At 71.8% G+C, this 24,649-nt stretch carries 20 protein-coding genes; 5 read left to right on the top strand and 15 right to left on the bottom strand.

Features of this window, described 5'->3' with window-relative positions:
* Positions 1 to 123: 123 nt before the first annotated feature.
* Positions 124 to 309, bottom strand: a complete 186-nt coding sequence (locus tag ACIRVF_RS41190) for a hypothetical protein (RefSeq protein WP_402829904.1) — start codon at positions 307 to 309, stop codon at positions 124 to 126.
* A gap of 167 nt (positions 310 to 476) precedes the next feature.
* On the opposite strand from ACIRVF_RS41190, the gene ACIRVF_RS41185 reads away from it, so the two are divergent.
* Positions 477 to 1,490, top strand: a complete 1,014-nt coding sequence (locus ACIRVF_RS41185) for a LuxR C-terminal-related transcriptional regulator (protein WP_402829902.1) — start codon at positions 477 to 479, stop codon at positions 1,488 to 1,490.
* A 59-nt stretch (positions 1,491 to 1,549) separates the two neighbouring features.
* Here ACIRVF_RS41185 and ACIRVF_RS41180 read toward each other — a convergent pair whose 3' ends face one another.
* The 11 genes from ACIRVF_RS41180 to ACIRVF_RS41130 form a co-directional block, all read right to left on the bottom strand.
* Positions 1,550 to 3,103 carry a Na+/H+ antiporter gene (locus ACIRVF_RS41180; RefSeq protein WP_402829900.1) on the bottom strand — a complete coding sequence of 518 codons (1,554 nt, stop codon included), beginning with the start codon at positions 3,101 to 3,103 and terminating at the stop codon, positions 1,550 to 1,552.
* Between the two features lie 141 nt (positions 3,104 to 3,244).
* Positions 3,245 to 4,696, bottom strand: coding sequence for a hypothetical protein (locus ACIRVF_RS41175; protein WP_402829898.1), 1,452 nt, complete (start codon positions 4,694 to 4,696; stop codon positions 3,245 to 3,247).
* Positions 4,697 to 4,997: 301 nt separating this feature from the next.
* A complete protein-coding gene (locus ACIRVF_RS41170) occupies positions 4,998 to 5,672 on the bottom strand; it encodes a response regulator (RefSeq protein ID WP_402829896.1) in 675 nt (224 codons plus the stop codon).
* Positions 5,669 to 8,236, bottom strand: coding sequence for an ATP-binding protein (locus ACIRVF_RS41165; RefSeq protein ID WP_402829894.1), 2,568 nt, complete (start codon positions 8,234 to 8,236; stop codon positions 5,669 to 5,671). The genes ACIRVF_RS41170 and ACIRVF_RS41165 overlap by 4 nt, the downstream gene beginning before the upstream one ends.
* A 119-nt stretch (positions 8,237 to 8,355) precedes the next feature.
* Positions 8,356 to 8,991, bottom strand: coding sequence for a potassium-transporting ATPase subunit KdpC (gene kdpC, locus ACIRVF_RS41160; RefSeq protein ID WP_402829892.1), 636 nt, complete (start codon positions 8,989 to 8,991; stop codon positions 8,356 to 8,358).
* Positions 8,992 to 9,008: 17 nt separating this feature from the next.
* Positions 9,009 to 11,129 (bottom strand): potassium-transporting ATPase subunit KdpB, encoded by a 2,121-nt coding sequence (kdpB, locus tag ACIRVF_RS41155; protein WP_402829889.1) that lies wholly within the window; start codon positions 11,127 to 11,129, stop codon positions 9,009 to 9,011.
* Positions 11,129 to 12,793, bottom strand: coding sequence for a potassium-transporting ATPase subunit KdpA (gene kdpA / locus ACIRVF_RS41150; RefSeq protein WP_402829886.1), 1,665 nt, complete (start codon positions 12,791 to 12,793; stop codon positions 11,129 to 11,131). Before kdpA ends, kdpB (ACIRVF_RS41155) begins: the two co-directional genes overlap by 1 nt.
* A 1-nt stretch (position 12,794) precedes the next feature.
* Positions 12,795 to 12,884 (bottom strand): K(+)-transporting ATPase subunit F, encoded by a 90-nt coding sequence (gene kdpF, locus ACIRVF_RS41145; RefSeq protein ID WP_402829883.1) that lies wholly within the window; start codon positions 12,882 to 12,884, stop codon positions 12,795 to 12,797.
* A 334-nt stretch (positions 12,885 to 13,218) separates the two neighbouring features.
* Positions 13,219 to 13,551 carry a hypothetical protein gene (locus tag ACIRVF_RS41140; RefSeq protein ID WP_402829881.1) on the bottom strand — a complete coding sequence of 111 codons (333 nt, stop codon included), beginning with the start codon at positions 13,549 to 13,551 and terminating at the stop codon, positions 13,219 to 13,221.
* A 16-nt stretch (positions 13,552 to 13,567) separates the two neighbouring features.
* Entirely contained in the window at positions 13,568 to 13,642 is a 75-nt protein-coding gene (locus ACIRVF_RS41135; RefSeq protein WP_402829933.1) for a 50S ribosomal protein bL37, read from the bottom strand.
* Positions 13,643 to 13,678: 36 nt separating this feature from the next.
* Positions 13,679 to 14,500: an SDR family NAD(P)-dependent oxidoreductase gene (locus ACIRVF_RS41130; RefSeq protein ID WP_402829878.1), complete on the bottom strand. Its 822-nt coding sequence runs from the start codon at positions 14,498 to 14,500 to the stop codon at positions 13,679 to 13,681.
* Between the two features lie 649 nt (positions 14,501 to 15,149).
* Between ACIRVF_RS41130 and kdpB (ACIRVF_RS41125) the strand changes: the two genes are divergently transcribed.
* Entirely contained in the window at positions 15,150 to 17,333 is a 2,184-nt protein-coding gene (gene kdpB, locus ACIRVF_RS41125; RefSeq protein ID WP_402829876.1) for a potassium-transporting ATPase subunit KdpB, read from the top strand.
* 44 nt (positions 17,334 to 17,377) lie between these two features.
* Here the strand turns inward: kdpB (ACIRVF_RS41125) and ACIRVF_RS41120 are convergent, their stop codons facing one another.
* The 3 genes from ACIRVF_RS41120 to ACIRVF_RS41110 form a co-directional block, all read right to left on the bottom strand.
* Positions 17,378 to 17,809, bottom strand: a complete 432-nt coding sequence (locus ACIRVF_RS41120; protein ID WP_402829873.1) for a hypothetical protein — start codon at positions 17,807 to 17,809, stop codon at positions 17,378 to 17,380.
* A gap of 154 nt (positions 17,810 to 17,963) precedes the next feature.
* A complete protein-coding gene (locus ACIRVF_RS41115; protein ID WP_402829870.1) occupies positions 17,964 to 20,354 on the bottom strand; it encodes a DUF4118 domain-containing protein in 2,391 nt (796 codons plus the stop codon).
* A 71-nt stretch (positions 20,355 to 20,425) separates the two neighbouring features.
* Positions 20,426 to 22,309: an amino acid transporter gene (locus tag ACIRVF_RS41110; protein ID WP_402829930.1), complete on the bottom strand. Its 1,884-nt coding sequence runs from the start codon at positions 22,307 to 22,309 to the stop codon at positions 20,426 to 20,428.
* A gap of 447 nt (positions 22,310 to 22,756) precedes the next feature.
* Here ACIRVF_RS41110 and ACIRVF_RS41105 point away from each other — a divergent pair, with 447 nt between their 5' ends.
* From ACIRVF_RS41105 to ACIRVF_RS41095, 3 genes are all read left to right on the top strand, one after another.
* Entirely contained in the window at positions 22,757 to 23,767 is a 1,011-nt protein-coding gene (locus tag ACIRVF_RS41105; RefSeq protein WP_402829868.1) for a hypothetical protein, read from the top strand.
* Between the two features lie 269 nt (positions 23,768 to 24,036).
* Positions 24,037 to 24,201, top strand: coding sequence for a 50S ribosomal protein L33 (gene rpmG, locus ACIRVF_RS41100; RefSeq protein WP_033349073.1), 165 nt, complete (start codon positions 24,037 to 24,039; stop codon positions 24,199 to 24,201).
* Between the two features lie 35 nt (positions 24,202 to 24,236).
* A complete protein-coding gene (locus ACIRVF_RS41095; RefSeq protein ID WP_402829865.1) occupies positions 24,237 to 24,500 on the top strand; it encodes a type B 50S ribosomal protein L31 in 264 nt (87 codons plus the stop codon).
* Positions 24,501 to 24,649 lie beyond the last annotated feature (149 nt).

Here is a 24,649-nt window from a genome sequence, read left to right as displayed (position 1 = left end):
TTATCCATCCAGTTGCTCCCGATGCGGGGGGGCGGGCACTACATGTGCGGAAGGTCCTTCGGCCGTACGGCTCGCCCGGCGCGGTGCTCCGCCTGGGCGTCCTGGGGCCTGTCCGGCGGCCGCCTAGGACCGGGCGTCCGCTGCGACCTGTGCCACGGTCACCGCCGAGGCCACCGGCAGGCCGCCCCAGCCGGTGTCGGTGGGGACGGCGACCACGGTCGCCCCCGCGATGAGCGCGAGGCCCGAGAGTCCGAGGGCGATTCGTCCGACGAAGCTCCGGGCGCGCCCGTCTGCACTGAGGTTTCGCATGCTGTTCGACATCCAGTCATGAGGAACCCCTTGCGTCACAAGGGGTGGGGTGTCGATCACCCTGCCATGGGACCGCATTAAGATTCGGCGCGCCGACCATGCACCTTGTTGCATGGCAACAAGTTCCGACGCGTGCAAACCACCTTGAAAAGGGGAAAATCCGACATATGGACAGGCGTGCGGTCGACTCCCAACTCCTGCACCAGCTGTATGGATATGTGCTGTCGCGCAAGGAACCCGTAGCCCATGTGGGGGACTTCGCCACCGTCTGCGGGGGTTCGGCCGAGGAGGCCGAGGAACTCGCGGAACAACTGGTCGCCATGGGCCTGCTCGTCCACGACCCGCGCGGAGGCCTGGTCGCGATCTCCCCGGACGAGGCCGTCGCCCGGCGCGTCAGCCCCCTGGAACGTGAGATGCGCGCGAGGCGCTCCCTCATCGAGCGCAGGCGCGGTCAGCTGATGTCCTTCCTGCCCGTCTTCGAGGCGAGCCTGACCGGCCGCCAGTCACCCGGCCCGTTCGAGGTGATCGAGAGCCTCCCGGCGGCCCTGGCCGCGATCGAGGAGCTCGCGGCCGGCTGCGAGGAGGAGGTGTTCACCGCCCAGCCGGGCGGCGCACGTGCGGCGGACATCCTGGAGGAGGCCGCGCCCCGGGACGAGGCGATCCTGCGCCGGGGCATCCGGATGCGCGTGCTGTACCAGCACACCGCCCGGTTCAGCCCGGGCACCAATGTCTACGTGGAGAGGATCAGCCGGCTCGGCGGCCAAGTACGCACGCTGGACGACCGTTTCACGCGGATGCTGGTCTTCGACCGGAAGACCGCCGTCATCGCGGTGCCCGACAACCCGAACGCCGCCGCCATCGTGCGGGAACCGAGCATGGTCGCGTTCATCGTGGACACCTGCCAGCGCCTGTGGCTGCTGGCCCAGCCCTTCACGGCGGAGTCGCGCTCCCACGCCGAGATCGAGAGCAACCTGCGCGAAGCGATCGTCCGGATGCTCACCGAGGGCATGACGGACTCGTCCATCGCACTGCGCCTGGGCATGTCCGTACGGACCTGCCGCCGCCACATAGCCGACCTGATGACGGATCTGAAGGCACAGAGCCGGTTCCAGGCCGGCTACGCGCTCGCCCTCTCCCAAGTGCTCACCACCGACGCGCAGGCCGACACCGCCGAGGAGTGACGCGCCGAACCGCGGTCACCGAGCAGCAGAACCAGGCGGATCGGGACACGGGACGGGCGTCACGGTGTGCCGAGGGCGGCTTCCTCCCGGTCGAGGTCGTGCTGGAGGCGGCGGCGGGTGGTGTCGCTGATGCGGTGCTCGTCGTAGAGGCGGTGCAGTTCGGTGCTCTGGACGGCGATGACCTCGTGGCGCAGCTGGCGGTAGGCGGCGTCGGCGGTCGTGCCGTCGGGGGTTTCGGGGGTGCGGTCGAGGCGGGCCGTGAGGCCGCGGCGTATCCGGTCGAGGGCGGTGTCCGGTACGGCCTCCAGTTCGGCGAGGTGTTCGATGTGGTCGAGGGCGGCGTGGTTGAGGGCGTCGCGGGCGTCGTCCTCCTCGCGGGCGGTGTGCTCGGGTTCGAGGGCGAGGCCGGAGCGGTTGACGACGGCGGCGAGGGTCAGGCCCTGGACGACGAGGGTGAACACGACGACGGCGGTGGTGAGCACCAGGACCAGCGGCCGTCCGGCGAGCTTCGTCCCGTCGTCGGCGAGCAGCGGGATGGACAGGGCTGCGGCGAGCGGCATGACGCCCCGGGTCCCGGCCCAGGTGACCACCCCTGCGACCCGCCAGGACAGGCTGCCGGCTCCCCGGCTGGGCTTGACCGCGCGGGTCAGCGGCAGCGTCGAGAGCACCCGAACGGCGATCAGCACCGCGGCCAGCGCCAGTGCCTGCAGCGGCCACCAGCCGGTGCCGGAGGGCAGGTCCCGCACCAGGGTGGGCAGTTCCAGGCCGACGATGCTGAACACGACGCTCTCCAGCAGGAACACCACCACCGCGTACACGGCGTGCAGCTGCAGCCGGATGTGGGCGTCGGTGAGCCGGTGGCCGGAGCGCCCGAGCAGTACGCCCGCCACCACGACGGAGGTGACGCCCGAGGTGTGCGCGGACTCCGCGAGCACGTACGCCGCATAGGGGGTGACGAGGGCGATCACCGTCTCCAGCACCGGGTCGGTGGTGCGGCGGCGCACCAGCCAGACCAGGCCCGCGACGACGGCGCCGACCAGGCTGCCGCCCCCGCCGAGCAGCAGGAACTCCCCGCCCGCCGCCGGCAGGCTCACTGAGGCACCGACGGCCACCGCGATGCCGACGGCCACCTTGAACAGCACGAGCGAGGTGGCGTCGTTGAACAGGCTCTCCGCCTGCACCAGTACCTGGACCCGCCCCGGCAGCGCCAGCCGACGGCCGAGCGCGGTGACGGCCACCGGGTCGGTGCTGGAGAGCACGGCACCCAGGACGAAGGCCATCGCGGGCGGCAGCCCGGCGACGGCGACGGCCACGAAGCCGACTGCGGCAGCGGAGGCGAAGACCAGGCCGAAGGAGAGGATCGTCACGGGCCGCCACACCGTACGCAGGTCGCGCAGGGACAGTTCCTCGGCGGAGGCGTACAGCAGCGGCGGCAGGACCACCATGCCGATCACCTGCGGCGGGATGTGCAGCGCGGGCACCCCGGGTATCAGCGCCACCCCGATGCCCGCCAGCACCAGCAGCGACGGCGCGGGCACCCGCAGGCGCTGGGCGAAGGTGGCCACGGTCGTGGCCAGGACCACCAGGACGAGAACGATCGCCACAACGTGCATCGGAGGAAACGACCCCATCGCAAGTACCGGGGTCACCGCCGCCGATCGCCGCAGTCATCCCCCGCGCCGACCAGGCTTCCCGGCACACCTACGGTCATTTTATCGGAGCATTAGCGGGGCCAGGCAGAGGCAGAACCACCCTCAGGCGAACTCGCGCAGGCGCGGCCGCACTCCCAGCGCGGTCAGGGCGAGCGCCGCCACCAGGACCGCCGCGCCCAGGCCGGCCGTGACGGCGTCGAGGTCGTCGTCGGTGCCGGCGACCGCCCCGTCGAAGGCGCGCTGGTTGATCGCCTGGTTGTCGTCGAGCGCGGCGCTCAGCGCCCCGAAGTCGGCGTTCGACTGGCCCGGAGTGAGGCCGGTGTCGAAGGTGACCGCCTCCTTGAGCCTGCCCCGGGCGTTCAGCTCGCGGATCTTCCGGTCGTCGCGCTGGTACTGCTGGAAGGCGGTCAGCACCCTTTCCGCCGCGTCCTGTTCACCGGGGAAGGTGATGTTGCGCAGCTCGTCCCCGAGGTACCCGCCGAAGCCGACCCGGCCGTGGTCGCCCCGGTGCTTGTCGGCCAGTGCGGCGAGCTCGTCGTCGTACGTGGCGAGGGTGGCGCCGTCGACCCGCGCGAAGGACTGGGTCTTGTCGAGGAAGCTCTGCTCGTAGGCGGCCGCCCGGGACGGGTCGGTCAGGTAGCGGCTCTCGTCGGCGTTCAGGTCGTACGCCACCGCGCGTGCCCGGCTGAGGGCGATCACCGAGTCGAAGGAGTTGCTCTTGGCGACCACCAGCTGGTGGTCCGCCCGGGAGGTCAGCGTCAGTGCGGTGATCAGCCCGACGAGGGCGAGCAGGGTGGTGGCGGCCAGCGGCGCGTTCACCAGGCGCCGGAAGCGTGCCGTGAGCACCCGCTGCAGCAGCCCGAGGGCGGCCAGGGCCAGCAGCCCGGTGACCAGGATCGTCCACCAGCCGCCGGCGAGGGCGTCGCGCTGGTCGGTGTAGTTGCGGTCCACGACGGCCGCGTTGGCCTTGGTCACCTCGTCGACGGCCGGCAGCAGGCGCTGGCGCAGCAGGTCGGTGGCCTGGTGGTAGGCGGCGAGGGCGTCCGCCGAGGGGCGGCCGACCGGGGCGTGGGCCTGCTCCTCCAGCAGCTGGGCGCGGGCCACGAGCGCCTCGTACTGGCCGAGTTCGCCGATGACGGTGCGCACGGCCCGCTGCCCGGCCGCGTCGCCGGCCACCGCCTCCGTGACGCGCTGCAGGTCGTTGTCGGCCTGGGTGCGGCGCTGCTCGTAGGTGTCCAGGGTCGCCTTGCGCAGCGCCGTGTAGTCCGGGTCGCCACCGAACAGCAGCAGGTTGGCGGCCTGGGCGTCCATGTCGTTGAGCGCGAAGTAGAGGTCGGCCGAGCGGACCACCTGCGGGGCGGCCCGGTGGCCGATGACGTCCGTACCGTCCCGAGCACCGCCCAGGACGGTGCCGGTCGCCGTGCCGGCGGCGAGCAGGGCCACCAGACAGAGCCCGGTGAGCCCGCGCACCAGGCGCGGGGTGCTCCACCACGTCCGGCTGCGCCAGGAGCGGCCGAGCCGGTGACGGAGGGCGCGCGGCTCGGGCAGTGGCACGGCTGTCTCCGGTCGCGCCGTCTCCGACGCGACGTCGTTCCCCTCGACAGCCGTACCGCTCGGCGTTCCCGTTGGCATCGCCGCGCGCCCCCTCCCCCTGTTTTCACCGGCCGCCGAACCTTCCCCGGAGGAACCCGCCGGGGTCCGGGATTCGGCGAACGGTTCGCCGTCAGGCCCCACGCCCGGACGGCGAACCGTTTCCTCGCAGCTCAACCTAGGTTCTGCCGAACGTCCGGCCGTCCTTCCTGATGCGTCCTTGACGCCTTCGACGACCGTCTTGACGCAGCATTGGCGCCGAAGGTCAGGGCTCGTACCGGTAGCCGATCCCGGGCTCGGTGATCAGGTGGCGCGGGCGGGCCGGGTCGGGTTCGAGTTTGCGCCGCAGGCCGGAGAAGTAGACCCGCAGGTAGTTGCCCCGGCTCTCCGCCTCCGGCCCCCAGACCTCGGTCAGGATCTGCCGCCCGGGCACCAGCCGGCCGGGGTTGGCCAGCAGCAGGGCGAGGATGCGCCACTCCGTCGGGGTCAGCCGGACCGGTCCGTCCGGGCCGGTGACGGTGCCCGCGTCGAGGTCGACGGCGTTCCGCCCGATCCGTTCGGCCGGTCGGGGCGCGGGAGCGGCGGGGCGCCGCAGGACCGCGCGCAGCCGGGCCATGAGCTCGTCCACGATGAACGGCTTGGTCACGTAGTCGTCCGCCCCCGCGTCGAACGCGCGGAGCTTGTCCTCGATGCCGTCCCGCCCGGTCAGCACGATGATCGGCACGCTCAGCGTGGAGCGGATGCCCTCGATCACGTCCACCCCGTCGAGGTCCGGCAGACCGAGGTCGAGCAGGACGGCGTCGGGCGGCGCCTGGCCCGCCGAGTCCAGGGCTTCCTGGCCGGTGGCCGCGGTGAGCACCGAGTAGCGCCTGGCCTGGAGGTTGATCCGGAGGGTGCGCAGCAGCGCCGGCTCGTCGTCCACCACGAGGATGTGGCTCACCGGACCGCGCTCCCCTCCGGTCGCGGACCGCCCGGCTCCACCGTCTGCGGCTCCGGAACGGCGGGCAGGGTGAGCAGCATGGTGGTGCCGCCGCCGGGGGTGTCCTCGACCTCCAGGCTGCCGCCCATGGCCTCGGCGAGGCCGCGGGAGAGGGCGAGACCGAGGCCGACCCCGGTGGTGTTGTCGGTGTCGCCGAGGCGCTGGAAGGGCAGGAAGACCCGGTCGCGGTCCTCGGGGGCGATGCCGGGGCCGCGGTCGATGACCCGGATCTCGACCAGGTCGGCGTGGTGGCTGGCGGTGACCAGGACGGGTGCACCGGGGGCGTTGTGGCGCAGTGCGTTGGTGATCACGTTGGCGAGGACGCGTTCCAGCAGCGGCGGGTCGGCGAGCACCGGCGGGACCCTGTCGAGGTCCAGCGGCTGGATCGGGGCCTGTGGATCGGACAGGGAGTCCATGGCTCGTACCAGCAGCTCCTCAAGTGAGGTCGGCGCCAGGTGCAGGGTGAGGGCGCCGGCCTGGAGGCGGCTCATGTCGAGGAGGTTGTCGACCAGGCGGGTGAGTTTGACCAGCGACTCGTCGGCGGTGGCGAGGAGTTCGGCCTGGTCCTCGGGCGAGAACTCGACGTCGGGGCTGCGCAGGGAGCCGACCGAGGCGCGGGCGGCGGCGAGCGGGGTACGCAGGTCGTGGCTGACGGCGGCGAGCAGCGCGGTGCGCATCCGGTCGGCGGCCTTGATCGGCTCGACCTCCGCGGCGACCACGGCCAGCCGGTCGCGCTCCAGCGCGGCGGCGACATGGGCGGCGAAGGCGGTGAGCACGCGCTGGTCGGCGGCGGGCAGCCGGCGGCCGGTGAGGACCAGGACGGACCGCTCGCCGACCGCGACCTCGGTCGCCTCGCCCGCAGTGCTGTCGCCACCGCCGTCACTGCGGGCGATCGTCTCCCCGGTGAGGCTGTCGAGCAGGGCGACGGAGTCCATGCCGAAGGCCGTCCGGGACTTCTCCAGCAGGGCGGGCAGGGCGTCGGCGCCGCGCAGCACACTGCCGGCCAGGGTGGAGAGCGTCTCGGCCTCGGCGGTGGCGCGGGCGGCGCGGGAGGTGAGCTTGCCCGCGTGATCGACCACGGTGGAGACGGTCAAGGCGACCGTGGCGAACACCAGCAGGGCGACGATGTTGTTGGCCTCGCCGATGGTCAGGCTGTGGGTCGGCGGGATGAAGAAGTAGTTCAGCAGCACCGAGGCGATGACAGCCGCCACCACCGCGGAGACGGCTCCACCGAGCAACGCCACTGCCACCACACCGAGTTGGAAGATCAGCGCGTCGGTGGTCAGGTTCAGCCGGGCGTGGAACTGTGAGAGCACGGCCGTGAGCAGTGCGGGAACGATCAGGCCCGAGGCGAATCCGGCGACGGTGCGGCGCTTGGAGTGGCGGCGGCCGAGCGGGGGCAGCTTGCCGCGGCCGGTGAACTCGTGGGTGACCATGTGGACGTCGATGTCCTCGGAGGCGTCCACGGTGGTCTGCCCGGTGCCGGGGCCGGTGAGGAAGCGGCTGACCCGGCCTCGGCGGCTGGTGCCCAGCACCAGCTGGGTGGCGTCGTGGGCACGCGCGAAGGCGAGCAGCGCGGTGGGGATGTCGTCACCGACCACCACGTGGTAGCTGCCGCCGAGGCTCTCGACCAGCTGGCGCTGCTGGGCGAGCGCGCCGGAGGAAGCACCGGCCAGCCCGTCGCTCCTGGTCACGTGGACGGCCAACAGGTCGCCACCGGCCGTGCGGTCGGCGATCCGGGCGGCCCGGCGGATGATCGTCTCACCCTCGGGACCGCCGGTCAGGGCGACCACCACCCGCTCACGGGTCTCCCAGACCCGGTCGATGTTGTGGCTGGCCCGGTAGTCACGCAGCCCCTCGTCCACCCGCCCGGCCACCCAGAGCAGGGCGAGTTCGCGCAGGGCGGTGAGATTGCCGACCCGGAAGTAGTTGGAGAGCGCCGCGTCCACCTTCTCCGCCTTGTAGACGTTGCCGTGGGCCATCCGCCGGCGCAGCGCCTGCGGCGCCATGTCGACGAGTTCGAGCTGGTCGGCCCGGCGGACCACCTCGTCCGGGACGGTCTCGCGCTGGGGAATGCCGGTGATCTTCCGGACCACGTCGTTCAGCGATTCCAGGTGCTGGATGTTGACGGTGGTGATGACGTCGATCCCGGCGGCGAGCAGTTCCTCGACGTCCTGCCAGCGCTTGGCGTTGCGGCCGCCGGGGATGTTGGTGTGCGCCAGCTCGTCCACCAGTACGACGGACGGCCGTCGGGCGAGCACCGCGTCGAGGTCCATCTCCTCGAACTCGGCGCCACGGTAGGAGCGGTGGGCCCGCGGCACGGCCTCCAGTCCCTCGGTCATGGCCTGGGTGTGGCGGCGGCCGTGGCACTCGATGTACCCGACCACGACATCGGCCCCGCGCTCCTGTCTGCGACGGGCCTCGTCCAGCATCCGGTAGGTCTTGCCGACCCCCGGGGCCGAGCCGAGGTACACCCTCAGCCGGCCCCTGCGGATGCCGGGGCCGGGGGCGAGGTCGCGGGCCATGGGCACTGCTTCTTTCCGTCGGGAGGTGCACCTCTGCGGACACGGGTCAGCCGGCCCGGGCACGGGAGACGTGCTCCCGCAGCCGGGCCGGCCAGGTCATGCGGTGGAATGACGTAACGTCACTTCGACTCACCGAGAGCCTTGTTGAGGAGAACGACGTTGACGCCCTCGTCGCCGAGGAAGCCGAGCGAGCGGCCCTCGGTGTACGTGTCGACGAGCTTGGCGACCGTCTCCACCGGGAGCTTGCGCTCCTTGGCGACCCGGTTGACCTGCTCCTTGGCGTAGGCCACCGAGATGTGCGGGTCGAGGCCGGAGCCGGAGGCGGTCAGCGCGTCGGCCGGCACGCTCGCCGGGTCGACGCCGTCGAAGGCGGCGACGGCGGCGCGGCGGTCGTTGACGGCCTTCAGCAGGTCGTCGCTGTTCGGGCCCAGGTTGGAGGCGCCGGACGAGGACGGGTCGTAGCCCGCCCCGGCGGCGGAAGGCCGGGGCTGGAACCACTTCGGGTCCGGGGCCGGCTCCTCCTTCGGGTCGTCCGGGTTCTTCTTGGGGAGGTTGTAGTTCTGGCCGAGCAGGCTGGAACCGACCTCCTTGCCGTCGGACTTCACGATCGAGCCGTTGGCCTTGTCGCTGAACGCGACCTGCGAGATGCCGGTGACCAGCAGCGGGTAGGCGACCCCGAGGATCACCGTGAGCACCAGGAGCACGCGCAGCGCAGTGAAGTGGGTCCGCACGACGGCGGGCAGGGGCTTGGACATTGCGGTGGACTCCTTTCTCAGCTGAGGCCGGGGACGAACTGGACGATCAGGTCGATCAGCTTGATCCCGACGAACGGCACGATCAGACCGCCGACACCATAGACCCCGATGTTCCGGGCCAGCAGGGAGCTGGCGTCGGCGGGGCGGTAGCGGACGCCGCGCAGGGCGAGCGGGATCAGGCCGATGATGACCAGGGCGTTGAAGATGATCGCCGAGGTGATCGCGGACTGAGGGCTGTGCAGGCCCATGATGTTGAGGTGGCTCAGGCCCGGGTAGACCCCGGCGAACATCGCGGGGATGATCGCGAAGTACTTGGCCACGTCGTTGGCGATGGAGAAGGTGGTCAGCGCACCGCGGGTGATCAGCAGCTGCTTGCCGATCTCCACGATCTCGATCAGCTTGGTCGGGTTGGAGTCGAGGTCGACCATGTTGCCGGCCTCCTTGGCCGCCATGGTCCCGGTGTTCATCGCGACGCCGACGTCGGCCTGGGCGAGCGCGGGGGCGTCGTTGGTGCCGTCGCCGGTCATCGCGACCAGCTTGCCGCCCTCCTGCTCCTTCTTGATCAGGGCCATCTTGTCCTCGGGCGTGGCCTCGGCGAGGAAGTCGTCCACGCCGGCCTCCTCCGCGATCGCCTTGGCGGTCAGCGGGTTGTCGCCCGTGATCATGACGGTCTTGATGCCCATCCGGCGCAGCTCGTCGAAGCGCTCCCGCATGCCCTCCTTGACCACGTCCTTCAGGTGGATCACCCCGAGGACCTTGGCGGGAGCGTCGCCGATCTTCGTCGCCACGACGAGGGGCGTGCCACCCGCGGCCGAGATCCCGTCGACCAGCGTCGAAACCTCATCGGTCACCGAACCGCCGTTGGCGGTGACCCAGTTGGACACGGCAGCCGCCGCACCCTTGCGCACCTGGTGCACGCCGTCCGCCTCGTCCAGGTCCACGCCCGACATCCGGGTCTGGGCGGTGAACGGGACCCAGGTGGCGTGGGTCAGCTCGCCCTGGGCGCGGGCCCGCAGGCCGTACTCGGTCTTCGCCAGCACCACGATCGAGCGGCCCTCCGGCGTCTCGTCCGCGAGGGAGGACAGCTGCGCGGCGCTGGCGAGCTCGTCGGTGGAGACGCCGCTCACCGAGAGGAACTCGGCGGCCTGGCGGTTGCCCAGGGTGATGGTGCCGGTCTTGTCGAGCAGCAGGGTGTTGACGTCGCCGGCGGCCTCCACGGCACGCCCGGACATCGCCAGCACGTTGCGCTGGACCAGCCGGTCCATGCCCGCGATGCCGATCGCGGACAGCAGCGCGCCGATGGTGGTCGGGATCAGCGCCACGATCAGGGCGACCAGCACGATCATCGACTGCGGGGCGCCCGCGAACGTGGCCATCGGCTGGAGCGTGACCACCGCGACCAGGAAGACGATGGTCAGCGAGGCCAGCAGGATGTTGAGCGCGATCTCGTTCGGCGTCTTCTGCCGGGCCGCGCCCTCGACCAGGGCGATCATCCGGTCGATGAAGGACTTGCCGGGCTCCGAGGCGATCTTCACCACGATCCGGTCGGACAGCACCTTCGTACCGCCGGTCACCGCGGAGCGGTCACCGCCGGACTCGCGGATCACCGGCGCCGACTCACCCGTGATCGCCGACTCGTCCACCGAGGCGACACCCTCGACCACGTCGCCGTCGCCCGGGATGATCTGCCCGGCCTCGACCACCACGTGGTCACCGAGTCGCAGCGCGGTGCCGGGGACCTCCTCCTCGGCGTCACTGCCCGGCCAGGCGGTCAGCCGGCGGGCGACGCTCTCGGTCTTGGCCTTGCGCAGGGTGTCGGCCTGGGCCTTGCCGCGGCCCTCGGCGACGGCCTCCGCCAGGTTGGCGAAGACCGTGGTGAGCCAGAGCCAGACGGTGATCGCCCAGGCGAAGACCGACGGGTTGGCGATCGCGGAGACGGTGGTGACCACCGAGCCGACCTCGACCACGAACATCACCGGGTTCTTGACCATCACCCGGGGGTCGAGCTTCTTCACCGCGTCCGGCAGCGAGGAGAGCAGCAGTTTCGGGTCGAGCAGACCGCTCGACACTCTGTGGGAGGAAGCGCCCTCGGCCTGGTCACCCGGCGTGGGAGAGGGAGTGAACGTTGACGAGGACATCAGGAGGAGAGACCTTCCGCGATCGGCCCGAGAGCCAGGGCCGGGAAGTAGGTGAGGCCGACGACGATCAGGACGACGCCCGACAGCAGGCCCACGAACAGTGGCTTGTGGGTGGGCAGGGTGCCCGGAGTGGCCGGAACCGGCTGCTGCTGGGCGAGCGAGCCCGCCAGCGCCAGCACGAACACCATCGGCAGGAAGCGGCCGAAGACCATCGCCAGGCCGAGCGCGGTGTCGTACCAGTCGGTGTTGACGGTGATGCCGCCGAAGGCCGAGCCGTTGTTGTTGGCGGCCGAGGTGAACGCGTACAGCACCTCGGAGAAGCCGTGGGCGCCCGAGTTGAGCATCCCGGCCCGCTCACCCGGCAGCGCCATCGCCACACCCGTACCGACCAGCACCAGCGCGGGGGTGGTGAGGATGTACAGCGAGGCGAACTTCATCTCCCGGCCGCCGAGCTTCTTGCCCAGGTACTCGGGGGTACGGCCGACCATCAGACCGGCCACGAACACCGCGACGATCGCCAGGATCAGCATGCCGTAGAGGCCCGAGCCGGTGCCGCCGGGCGCGATCTCGCCCAGCATCATGTTGAACATCGTGATGCCGCCGCCGAACGGGGTGAACGAGTCGTGGAAGGAGTTCACCGCGCCGGTCGAGGTCAGCGTGGTGGAGGCGGCGAACAGCGAGCTGGCGGCGATGCCGAAGCGCTGTTCCTTGCCCTCCATCGCGGCGCCCGCGGCCTGCAGGGCGCTGCCCCCGTGCTGCGACTCGGCGAAGGTCAGCAGCGCCGTCGAGGCCACCCAGAAGATCGCCATGACAGCCGCGATCGCGTAGCCCTGGCGGTTGTCGCCGACCATCCGGCCGAAGGTGCGCGGCAGGGCGAACGGGATCAGCAGGATCAGGAAGATCTCCAGCCAGTTCGTGAACCCGGTCGGGTTCTCGAACGGGTGCGCCGAGTTGGCGTTGAAGAAGCCGCCGCCGTTGGTGCCCAGTTCCTTGATGACCTCCTGCGAGGCCACCGGGCCACCCGGGATCTTCTGCACGTCACCCGCGAGGTTGGTCACCTCGTGGAAGCCGTGGAAGTTCTGGACCACACCGTTCGCGACCAGCACCAGCGCAAGGACGAACGCGATCGGGAGCAGCAGCCGCAGGTTGATCCGGACCAGGTCGACCCAGAAGTTGCCGAGGCGGTCGGTCTTGTTGCGGGTGAACCCCCGGATCAGCGCCGCCACGATGGCGATGCCCACGGCGGCGGAGACGAAGTTCTGCACCGCCAGGCCCGCCATCTGCACCAGGTGGCCCATCGCGGACTCGCCGCTGTAGGACTGCCAGTTGGTGTTGGTGACGAAGGAGATCGCGGTGTTCCAGGCCTGGTGGCCCTCCATCTGCTGGACGCCGAGGTTCAGCAGCAGGTAGCCCTGCAGCCGGATCAGGCCGTACAGGAAGAGGACGGACACCGCCGAGAAGGCCAGCACCGAGCGCAGGTACACCGGCCAGCGCTGGTCGGCGTCACCGTCGACGCCGATCACCTTGTAGATGCCGCGCTCGACTCTGAGGTGCTTCGAGGTGGTCAGGATGCGGGCGATGTAGTCGCCCAGGGGCCGGTAGCACAGGGCCAGCGCGCCCACGAGGGCGAGGGCCTGCATCCAGCCCGCGAGAGTGGAGCTCATGTCAGAACTTCTCCGGGTAGATCAGCGCGATGACGAGGTAGCCGACGAGGGCGACGGCGACGATGAGACCTGCGATGTTCTCGGCGCTCATGCGCCCACCTCGCTGCGCTCGGCGGGCGCTTCGCGCAACCCGCACCTGTCAATGGTTCGCTCGCTGCGCTCGTTCACAGCTTCTCCACCCCCCGCGCGATCAGGGCGATGACGGCGAACACGGCGACCGTGACACCGACGTAGATGAGATCGGACATGGGCTCCACCTGGGTGGCTGAGGGGACGTACCCGTGAAACGGCCTCGGGGGCACTCACGGCACCGGCGGAAGACCGGCGGGAGCAGCCAACCAGCCCCGGGGGGCGCGCAGCGCGTCCCTGATGCCGTCCATACGGGTGATCCGGAAACATTGACGCGGCCCTTATACCGGCGTCATTCATCCGAGACCGCGGATTGTCCTGAACGTTTCGATGAGGCCTGCCGACGTGTCCCCCTCACCTGCCCACATCCGCATCCGCAGCCGGCAGACCACCGCGCCGTTGTGCCGGCGCAGCGCGCGGTCGGTCACGGCGCCGCGCCGGCTCTGCAACGCCCGCTGCCACCAGCGGGCGGGCTCCACCTCGGGGATCAGCACGGCCAGCCGGTCGTGGGCGTGCTCCCTTGACCACCCGTGCAACGACTCGGCCCCCGAGGCGCCGCCGGTCCGCACAGCCGGACGGCGGGCCTCAGGGGCCGAAGGGGTGCAGCCGATGCCGATGGCACGCGACACCGGGTGAGTCTGTCGGTTACTGCCCGGGCCTGCGGCCGTGGTTCGCCTTCTTCTTGCGCCGGGCCTTCTTCTTACGGGCGCGCTTGGACATCGGTCTCTTCCTCTCCGTACGTGGGTCCGGGACGGTTCAGACGGCCTCGCCGACCAGCTGGTCGGCGAGCTTGGCCAGCCGCTTCAGCGAGCGCTCCTCCTGGGCGACGGCCGCCGTGGGCGCGATGACACCACCGTCGAAGTAGGCGCCGTTCGCGACGACCGTCTCCGGCAGGCAGAGCCGCACCACGACCGCCGCGCCCTCGGCGGCCGGCGCGCCGACCCGCCCGTACAGCGGCAGCAGCGCGGTGTCGCACAGACCCGGGTTGACGCTGACGGCGGTGATGCCGGAGCCGGCCGGGGCCATGCCGGCGGTCGCCATGGTCAGCGCGAGCTGCGACTGCGCGTACGCGGCGACCCGCGAGTACTTCTTCACCCGGTGCGGATCCGACCAGTTCATCGAGGCGGTGCGGTGCAGGGAGGAGGAGACGTTGACGATCCGGGCGTCGCCGGCGGCCGAGAGCGGGGCGCGCAGCAGCTTCGCCAGCAGGTGCGCGGCCAGGAAGTTGACCTGCAGCGAGACCTCGTTGCCGTCGTCGGTGAGGGTGCAGCGTTCGGGTGCCGTCGCGGCGGCGTTGTTCACCAGGAGGTCCAGTGCCGGGTAGTGCTCGACGACCGTGCCGGCCAGCACGGCGACCTCCGACAGCTTGGTGAAGTCGGCTGCCAGTTCGACGAGTTGGTCGCGGCGTGCTCCTGCGGCGACCAGGCGTTCCACGGCATCCTCCGCCTCCGCGGTGGTGCGGGCGTGCACGAGCACGGTCGCACCGTGCCCGGCAAGCAGCCGGGCGGTCTCCCAGCCGATCCCCGACGAGGCGCCGGTGACGAGGGCGGTACGGGCGGACAGAACAGCGTCGGACATGACCCATCCAAGGGTGAAGAGGCACCGGCGGGGTGCGGGGGCGACGTGGCGCGAAGCCGTGCGCCACCGGGGCCGCCGGTGCGAGAAGGGTGTGTTGCGAGGGAAGGCTCGTCCGTCCCCTGCCCCCCGGAGCCGGTCGGGGCAGGGGACGGACGGCGGTGATCGGCACGGGCCGAACGAACGGCACCCGGCCGTGCCCGCGACCGGCGGCGAGCGGGGTAGTGGCTCGGTCCTACCGGACGGCGGTGGCGGCCGCGACAGCGACGATCCGCGGCCGACTATGCGGCGGGCGGTCGTGGTGGCGTGTCGAGCGGTGCATGCCCTCCATCAAAGTCGTCCGCGCCACCCCGGGGCAAGCCCGTTCACCCTCTCTGACGAAGCCCTGACGCCCGGTCGACGCGTCGTTGACACCCATGCCCCGACCGCCCCCGGTTTCCCGGAGAACGCCAAGGTGCCGTCAGCAAGAGCCCTTGGCGAACACGTGTCCGACGGGGCGTCAGGGAGCTGTCAAGGAAGCGGCACCGCACGCCAAGTCGCCGTCAAGGCGGGCATGCCGTGTGAGGGCCCGGTGCTTCGCTGTCCGGCGTTCCCCCGTCGTTCCCCGAACCGCCGCCCCTCTCCCGGGCGGCCCGGAAGGTCCCCCGAGACGATGCGCCGTTCGGCCCTCACCCCACCGGACACCACCCCCGGCCAGCAGAACTGGTTCCGCCGCCCGGACCCCGCACCCGAGGAGCCACCACGGCACCCGAGCCACCGGCCCACCGGCCCGACGGGGCGCCGCCGGCTCATCACCCGCCGACAGCTCGCCGAGGCCCTGCCCGCCGCCGCCCGCAAGCTCCACCCGCGCGCGATGATGCGCAACCCGGTGATGCTCGTGGTCGAGGCCGGCTCGGCGCTCACCACGATCAGCGCCGTCATCCACCCGAGTGTCTTCGCCTGGATGATCTCCTTCTGGCTCTGGCTGACCGTGCTCTTCGCCAACCTCGCCGAGGCCGTCGCCGAGGCACGCGGCAAGGCGCAGGCCGACTCGCTGCGCCGCGCCCAGGCGTGCACCACCGCCCGGCGGCTGCTGCACTGGCGGGTCGGCACCCGCGACCTGCGCCACGAGACCATCCCCGCCGAGCAGTTGCTGCTGCACGACATCGTCCTGGTGGCGGCCGGCGAGGTGATCCCGCAGGACGGCGAGGTGGTCGAGGGGGTCGCCACCGTCGACGAATCGGCGATCACCGGGGAGTCCGCACCCGTCATCCGGGAGTCCGGCGGCGACCGCACCGGCGTCACCGGCGGCACGAAGGTGCTCTCGGACCACCTCGTCGTCCGGGTCACCTCCCGGCCCGGGCAGAGCTTCGTCGACCGGATGATCTCCCTGGTCGAGGGCGCGAACCGGCAGAAGACCCCGAACGAGATCGCGCTCAACATCCTGCTCGCCTCGCTCACCATCGTCTTCCTGCTGTCCGTGGTCTCGCTCCAGCCGATGGCCATCTACGCGAACGCGCCCCAGACCACCATCGTGCTGGTCGCGTTGATGGTCGCGCTGATCCCGACCACGATCGGCGCCCTGCTCTCGGCGATCGGCATCGCCGGGATGGACCGCCTGGTGCAGCGCAACGTGGTCGCCCTCTCCGGCCGCGCGGTGGAGGCCGCCGGGGACGTCGACGTGCTGCTGCTCGACAAGACCGGCACCATCACCCACGGCAACCGACGGGCCGTCGCCCTGCATCCGCTGCCCGGCGCGACCACCGAACAGCTCGCCGAGGCCGCCCAGTTGGCCTCCGTCGCGGACGAGACCCCGGAGGGCCGGTCACTCGTCGAGCTGACGAACCGTCAGTACTGGGTGCCGCCCCGCTCCCCCGGTGAACTCGGCGAGCAGCAGCCCGTCCCGTTCACCGCACACAGCCGGATGAGCGGCGTCGACCTCACCTGGCCCGACGGCACCACCTGCCTGATCCGCAAGGGGGCGGCCGCCGCCGTCGCCCGCTGGGTCGTCGGCTCCGGCGGACGGCTCCCGATCGAGGCCAAGCCGCTCGTCGACCGGATCGCCGAAGCCGGGGGCACCCCCCTGCTGGTCGCCGTCCACGACCGGCACGGTGCCCGCGCGCTCGGCGTCGTCGAACTCAAGGACGTGGTGAAGGAAGGCATCGCCGAACGCTTCGCCGAGCTGCGCCGGATGGGCATCCGCACGGTCATGGTGACCGGCGACAATCCGCTGACCGCCAGGGCGATCGCCGCGGAGGCCGGGGTCGACGACTTCCTCGCCGAGGCCACCCCCGAGGACAAGCTCGCCCACCTCAGGCGCGAACAGGCCGCCGGGAACATGGTCGCCATGACCGGCGACGGCACCAACGACGCGCCTGCCCTCGCCCAGGCCGATGTCGGGGTCGCGATGAACTCCGGCACCCCGGCGGCGAAGGAGGCCGGCAACATGGTCGACCTCGACTCCAACCCGGCCAAGCTGATCGACATCATCCGGGTCGGCAAGCAACTCCTCATCACCCGAGGAGCGTTGACCACCTTCTCGATCACCAACGACGTGGCCAAGTTCTTCGCGATCATCCCCGCGATGTTCGCCCACGCCTACCCCGGCCTGCACCACCTCAACATCATGGAACTGCACAGCCCGACCTCGGCCATCGCCTCCGCGATCGTCTTCAACGCGCTGATCATCGTCGCGTTGATCCCGCTCGCCCTGCGCGGCGTCCGCTACCAGCCCGCCTCCGCCACCGACCTGCTCCGCCGCAACCTGCGGGTCTACGGCCTCGGCGGGCTCATCCTGCCCTTCCTCGGCATCAAGGCGATCGACCTGCTGATCCAGTTCGTCCCCGGCCTCGGGTAGCAAGCCGGCCCGCCGCCCCCGGAACAGCACCGCGGCGGCGGGCATCAACCGGGGCGACGCTCGTACCCCTCGCCGACCGGAAGGCGCTCGACCCGGATCGCCCGACGCGGCAGCGCGGCGGGCAGGGAGAGCACCAGGGCAGCGGCAGTGAAGAGGACGAAGTGCTCGCTCTCGATCCCCACGCCGGACCAGCCGAGCTCGGCATGGCGGTGCTCGACGAAGGCGTTGGAACACAGCCACACGGCCAGGCCGACCAGCGGCGCGGCCAGGGGCCGGGAGCAGGCTCCGGCCAGCGCGGCCAGTGCGATGTACGCGATGTACGGGAACCAGCCGGTGTGGAGCTCGCCCAGCCGGCCGAGGCCGAGCGCGAGGGCGCCCCCGGCGACCAGGGCCACGGTGCCCGACACCGCGACCGGCAGGCGGTCGAGGACGGGGTGGTAGCGACGGCCGCCGGGCCGGGCGGAGTACATGCGCATCGTCCTGTCCCAGCTTCGCCGCGAGTTCGTTCGAGGCCAGCAAATCCACGGGCCCACGGCCCCTCGCCCCGCGTTGACGAGATCCTTACGCCGACGCCCGGATCCACAACGCGCTCTTGACGCCCCGGATCGCCGACCGGTCCGCGCCATGGGATCAGGCCACCGCGGGGACCAGGCTGATCACATAGGCGGTGCCGCCGCCCGGTGCCTCCTCGACGGCCAGCTCGCCGTTCATCGCCTCCACGAAGCCCCGGGCCACCGCAGGCTCCGCCCCCTCCCCGCCGACGGCCTCGCCGCCGTGGACGGTGATCCGGACGTCCACCCGCCCGGCCACCAGCCCGGCGTCGACCGCCACCGGCCCTGCTCCCGCCGCCCCCGGATCCAGCAGGTCCGCGAACGCCCGCTCCAGGAGCCCGGGATCGGCGAGCGCCCGCGGCAGCTCCGGGTCCAGGTCGACCCGCACGCCGGGCAACCCCTCGGCAGCGGCCCGCACCACCTCGGCCACCGCCGTCGGCCGCAGAACCACCGGCATCACCCCGGCCCGCAGCCGGCTGAGGTCCAGCAGGTTGGCGATCAGCCGCTCCATCCGTTCCGCCTCGGCGCCGATCCGCCGCCCGCCCGGGCCCGGCACCCGCTCGGCCTCCCGGCGCACCGAGGCCAGCGGCGCGCGCAGGTCGTGCACGACGGCCTCCAGCAACGCCGTGTGCAGTGCGTCGGCGTGCGCGAGCACCTCGGCCGCCGACGCCTGCGCGACCAGGCGTTCCCGCTCCCGGGCCAGCTTCAGCTGGGTGACGTACGGACCGAGCAACCGGGTGTCCTCCTCGGTGAGCGGCGCACCCCGCAGGACGAGGACCGCCTCGTCCCCCAGCTCGATGGAGAACGACGCCTCGTCGGGCAGCAAGGGCACCTCCGCCCCGGCCGAAGCCGCCGGTTGCCAGAGCGCGCCCGTACGAACGAGTACGGCAGCCGCGTCCAGCCCGAAGACCTGCCGCAGCTCCGCCACCAGAACGGACGACACCCGTGCCCCCGACTCCACCGTCTCGCCCGCCAGCCTGGTGAGAACGGCCGCCTCCGCGCGCGCCCGGTCCGCCTGCTGCGAGCGACGCGTCAGACCGTCGATCAGATGGGAGATCACCCCCGCCACCGCGAGGAAGACCAGCAGCGCTGCGACGTCAGCACCCTGTTCCACCGTCAGGCTGTACCAGGGCGTGGTGAAGAAGTAGTCCGCCGCCAGCGCCCCGGCCGCCGTGCTGCCCGCCGCCGGCAGCAGGCCGCCCAGCCGAGCCGTCCCCGCCACCACCAGCAGCAGGCACAGCAGCACGCCGGACAGGCCGAGCGAGTCGCGCAGCGGCCACAGTGCCCAGGCCAGAGCGACCGCCCCGACCGGTCCGAGCAGCCACGCCAGCCGGCGCCGCCGGACCGGCACCAGCGCCGGGCGGCGCCTGCGAGGTGCGGGCGGCACGGTCAGCAGCCCCGGCTCGGGCGGTGGCAGCACGCGCACGTCGATCGGGCCGGCCAGCCGGATCACCCGGTTGATCACCGAACCGGAGACCAGCTCGCGCAGCCTGCTCCGGCTGGTGGGCCCGAGCAGGAGCTGCGTGGCGCTCTCCGACCGGGCGAAGTACACCAGCGTCCTGGCCACGTCACCGCCGCTCACTTCCACGTAGGTGCCGCGCAGCTCCCGGAGCAGCTCCCGCTGCCGCGCCAGGTCCGGCGGCTCGCGCTCGACCGTGCCGTCGTCCAGCCGGACGTGCACGCCGATCAGGTCCCCGTGCACCCGGGCCGCCGTGCGGGCTCCCCGGCGGATCAGGTGCTCGCCCTGCGGGGCTCCGTCGAGGGCGACCACGATCCGCTCCTTGGTCTCCCAGGGGGCCCGGATGCCGTGCCGGGCCCGGTAGTCGGCCAGCTCCTCCTCCACCCGGTCCGCCAGCCACAGCAGTGCCAACTCCCGTAGGGCGCCCAGGTTCCCCGCCCGGAAGTAATGGTCCAGCGCGACATCGACCCGGTCCGGCGCGTAGATCTCCCCCTGCGCCATCCGGGTCCGCAGCGCCTCCGGACTCAGGTCGACCAGCTCGATCCGGTCAGCCGCCCGGACCACCTCGTCCGGGATCGTCTCGCGCTGCGCGACGCCCGTGATCTGCTCGACGACGTCGTTGAGGCTCTCCAGGTGCTGGATGTTCAGCGTCGTCGCCACGTCGATCCCGGCATCCAGCAGCTCCCGCACGTCCTGCCAGCGCTTCGCGTTCCGCCCGCCGGGCACGTTGGTGTGCGCGAGCTCGTCCACCAGCGCGAGAGCCGGGCGGCGTGCCAGCAGCGCGTCCACGTCCAGCTCCGTCAGCTCCGTCCCCCGGTAGGACACCGGCCGCCGGGGCAGCACCGGCAGATCCCCCAGCTGCTCCTCCGTGCCGCGCCGCCCGTACGTCTCCACCAGGCCGACCACCACGTCCAGCCCCGCACCGCGCAGCCGCCGCCCCTCCCGGAGCATGGCGTACGTCTTCCCCACCCCCGGCGCCGCCCCCAGGAACACCCGCAGCTTCCCGGTCACCGTCGCCTGGCCACCTCCTCCGCTCCCACGTCCGTGCTCCGCCCTCTTCGAAACCCCTCGCGCGGCCACGGCTAGCCGACGTGGACGCGCGGGCGCCGGGAACGGTCCGGCTCCGCCTCGCGCAGCACCTCCCGGGTCACCGGGGCGACCTCTCCCTGCCCGAACAGGAAGAAGCGCAGGAAGTGGCCGACCGGACCGCCTTCCGTCCACTCGAAGTAGATGTGCGGGATCTGCCCCGTGCGGTCCCGGATCGTCAGCAGCAGGGCGGCCAGCGCGTTCGACACGCTGGTGCTCTCCAGCGAGAGCACCCGGTAGCGCCCGTGCAGCACCTGGCCGTGCACGCCCAGCACCGACTCGAACTCGGACGGGTCGCGGACCGTCACCTCGACGAAGACCAGATCGAGGTCGGCCGGGATGTCGTGGTGCGCCCGGATCTCCCGCTTCTTCTCCTGGTACTCCGCCAGGTCACGGCTGTTCGGCTCGATGGCGATCAGCCGCATCGGCCGGTGGGTGTAGTCGCGGACGAACCGCTCGGCGGCCTCGTCCAGCACCACGTCGGTCACCCTCAGCTCGAAGGCCCGCTTGAGCCGGGACAGGAAGGAGACCAGGACGATCCCGCCGATGAAGCAGGCGCCGATCTTGACGCCGTCCGGACGTTCGGCGATGTTCGCGCCCGTCGTGTACAGGAAGACCGCCGCGATGACGGCGAAGCCGATGGTCCGGTTGCGCTGACGGGCCTTGCCCGCGGCGACGGTGACGGCGATGGCCGCCGAGGAGATCAGCACCAGCACACCGGTCGCGTACGCGCCGCTCTGGGCGTCCACGTTCGCGTCGAACAGCCACGTCACCAGGAAGCCGATCAGCGTCAGCACGATCACCATCGGCCGCACCGCCCGCGCCCAGTGCGGAGCCATGCCGTAGCGCGGCAGGTACCGGGGCAGCAGGTTGAGCATCCCGGCCATCGCCGAAGCACCGGCGAACCACAGGATCGCGATCGTCGACAGGTCGTAGACGCTGCCGAAGGCACTGCCCAGGTTCTGGTGCGCGAGGTAGGCGAGCGCCCGGCCGTTGGCCTGCCCGCCCGTCTCGAACGCGGCCTTGGGGATCAGCACCGTGGTGATGAAGCTCGTCGTGATCAGGAACGCGCTCATGATCAGCGCGGCGGTGGTGAGCAGCTTGCGGGCGCCCCGGATCCGGCCGGTGGGCCTCTCCTCGGTGTCCTCCGGGTCGCCCTCGATGTGCGGCATCACGGCGACACCGGTCTCGAAGCCGGACAGGCCCAGCGCCAGCTTCGGAAAGACGATCAGCGCGACGCCGATCATCGCGAACGCGTTGCCGTGCTCGGCCGTGAGCGCGTCGGCCCAGTCCGTCACCACGTGCGGGGCCTCCAGCACGTGCCAGAGCCCGTTCACCACCACGACGACGTTGAGTGCCAGGTAGACCCCGACCAGGACCACCGCCAGGCCGATCGCCTCGCTGAACCCCTTGAGGAAGACGGCCCCGAGCAACGCGACCAGCAGCAGGGTGATCAGCATCTGCCTGCCGGACAGCACACTGTGCAGACTCGGGTTCTCCACCAGGTGCGCGGTCGCGTCCGCCGCCGACAGGGTGATGGTGATCATGAAGTCCGTCGCCGCGAACCCCAGCAGCGCCAGAACGAACAGCTTCCCCTGCCAGAACGACAGCAGCCGCTCCAGCATCGCGATCGACCCCTCACCGTGCGGGCTCTCCTGCGCCACGCGCCGGTACACCGGCAGCGCCCCGAACAGCGTCACGATCACCAGCACGACGGTCGCCACCGGCGACAGCAGCCCGGCCGCGAGCGCCGCGATACCGGGCTGGTAGCCGAGCGTCGAGAAGTAGTCCAGACCGGTCAGGCACATCACCCGCCACCACCGCTGGCCCTTGTGCTCGACCGGCGCCTCCGCGTGCGGCCCCGGGTACTGCTTGGCCATGTCGGACAGGCCCTCCAGCAGCCACTCCCGGAACCCCGTCCGCCGCACCGACGCAGCCGTACCCGACGAGCTCACCCTGCGCCCCTGTCCTCGACCCCGAAGCCGGCGCCACCGAGGCGGCGGCAGGGCGAAAGGCTAAGCGACCAACCGCTCCACTCCCGGCATCCGCTCGCCCGGTATCGCCCCATTGGTCCAACACATTCCGGGCACGGCGGCAGGCTTCGTGCTCGGCCGCCGCCGTCGCGGCACCGGCACGGACGCCTCGGTGCAGGACACCCCGCGCGCAAGCAGACCGCGGCGGGTGCGGAACGCCGGCCGCACTGTGCTCGCCCCCGGCCCCGCGCGAAGAAGCGTCCCCGCGCCCGCGACTTTCCGTTATCGGAACCGGTCGTTCGGATCTCCTGAGTAACGCGGCCCGACCGGCCGAACGAGAGGTGGGGGGCACGGATGAAGACCGACACCGAGCACGAGAAGTCGGCGTCCGCAGAGCAGGGGGACTCCTCTGCGACCGACCGCTGGGCGGGGCACCGCATCCTCCACGCCTGCTCCCTCGCCCTGGCGGTCGCCGCGATCGTCCTGTTCACACTGCCCGCGGGCGGGTCGTCGGCGCACTCGGAACATGCCGGCATGGACGGCATGCCCGGCATGGACGGCGGCATGATCGCGCCGCCCAGCGCGACGTCCTCCGCCATGCCCGCGATGCCCGGAATGCCGGGCATGGCGGAGATGCCGGCCACGGCGACCGGAGAGGGGACCGCCGCCGAACGCGACGGCTACCGCCTCGACTCCGCGACCACGAGCCTCCCCGCCGGTCGAGCAGTGACCTACCCGTTCACCATCACCGGCCCGGACGGTCACCCGGTCACTGAGTTCGCCGAGGTCCAGACCAAGCAGCTGCACTTCTACGCGATCCGCTCGGACCTCACCGGCTACCAGCACCTCCACCCCACCATGGCCCTCGACGGCACCTGGACCGCCGACCTCGCCGCCCTCGAACCCGGCAACTGGCGCCTGTACGCCTCATTCACCCCGAACACCGGCCCCCGCAGGGGCAGTGAGCTCGTCCTCAGCCGCACCGCGACAGTGCCCGGCCGGGCCACCACCGCGCCACTGCCCGCCGCAACCGACAGCACCACGACCGACGGCTACACCGTCACCGTCCAAGGCCGGCTGACCGCAGGGACGCCCGCCCCACTCACCGTCACCATCAGCAAGGACGGCCGGCCGGTCACCAACCTCCAGCCGTACCTCGGCAGCTACGCCCACCTCAGCATCGTCCACGAAGGCGACCAGGCGCTGGCCCACCTCCACCCGGCCACACCCGTCAACGGGGACCACGGCGGGCCGGCACTGACCTTCTACGCCCTGCTCGGCGAACCCGGCAACTGGCGGGCCTACCTCCAGTTCCAGACCGCGGGCCAACTCCACACCGCGGCACTCACGGTCCACGTCGCCTGACGCGCCGGCTGTCACGGAATCGCTCCGCGGTGGCTTGCGCTCGGGTACGGCCGTGGGTGGGTGGGAGGAGGGGGCGCGCCGCGGGCGGCGGCAGCCCGGGAGCAGCCCGCACCGGACGCGGCCCCGGCCCCGGCCCCGGCCCCGGCCCGGGCCCGGGAATGCCGCGGCGACAGCCGGCGTTGCCACACACATCAGCCGCCTAATGGAAACGAAAACCATTTCGCTATGATGGTGGCCCAACCGTCACCGATCCGCCCCAGGAGGACGCCGTGGCCCGCAACGACCTGCGCCCGATCATCAAACTCCGGTCCACCGCCGGTACCGGCTACACGTACGTGACCCGCAAGAACCGGCGCAACGACCCGGACCGGCTCGTCCTGCGCAAGTACGACCCGGCCCTCGGTCGCCACACCGAGTTCCGCGAGGAACGCTGACCCCGCCCTGCCCCGCCCCGCCAAGGAGAGCTTCGATGAAGCCCGGCATCCACCCCGCCTACCGCCCCGTCGTCTTCCGCGACCGCGTCGGCGGGCTGACCTTCCTCACCCGCTCCACCGTCACCAGCGACCGCACCATCGAGTGGGAGGACGGCAACACCTATCCCGTGATCGACGTGGAGATCTCCTCCGCCAGCCACCCCTTCTACACCGGCCAGTCCCGCGTGCTCGACACCGCGGGCCGCGTCGAGCGCTTCGAGCGCCGCTACGGCGCCGCGGCCGCCCGCCGCACGGGCTGAGACCGGGACCGCGTACGAGTGCCGGTGTGCCCCCTCGGATCCGAGGGGGCACACCGGCACTCGCGCAGAACCGGGCGGGGGAACGCAGCCGCCGGTTCCCGGTGGGGCGGGGGAAGGCCGGGGAGATCGGTTACCCCCCCGGGGGGTCC

Origin of the sequence: Kitasatospora sp. NPDC101157 (genome assembly GCF_044768255.1) — a bacterium.
Lineage (GTDB): Bacteria > Actinomycetota > Actinomycetes > Streptomycetales > Streptomycetaceae > Kitasatospora.
This window is presented reverse-complemented; position numbering and strand designations above follow the sequence as displayed.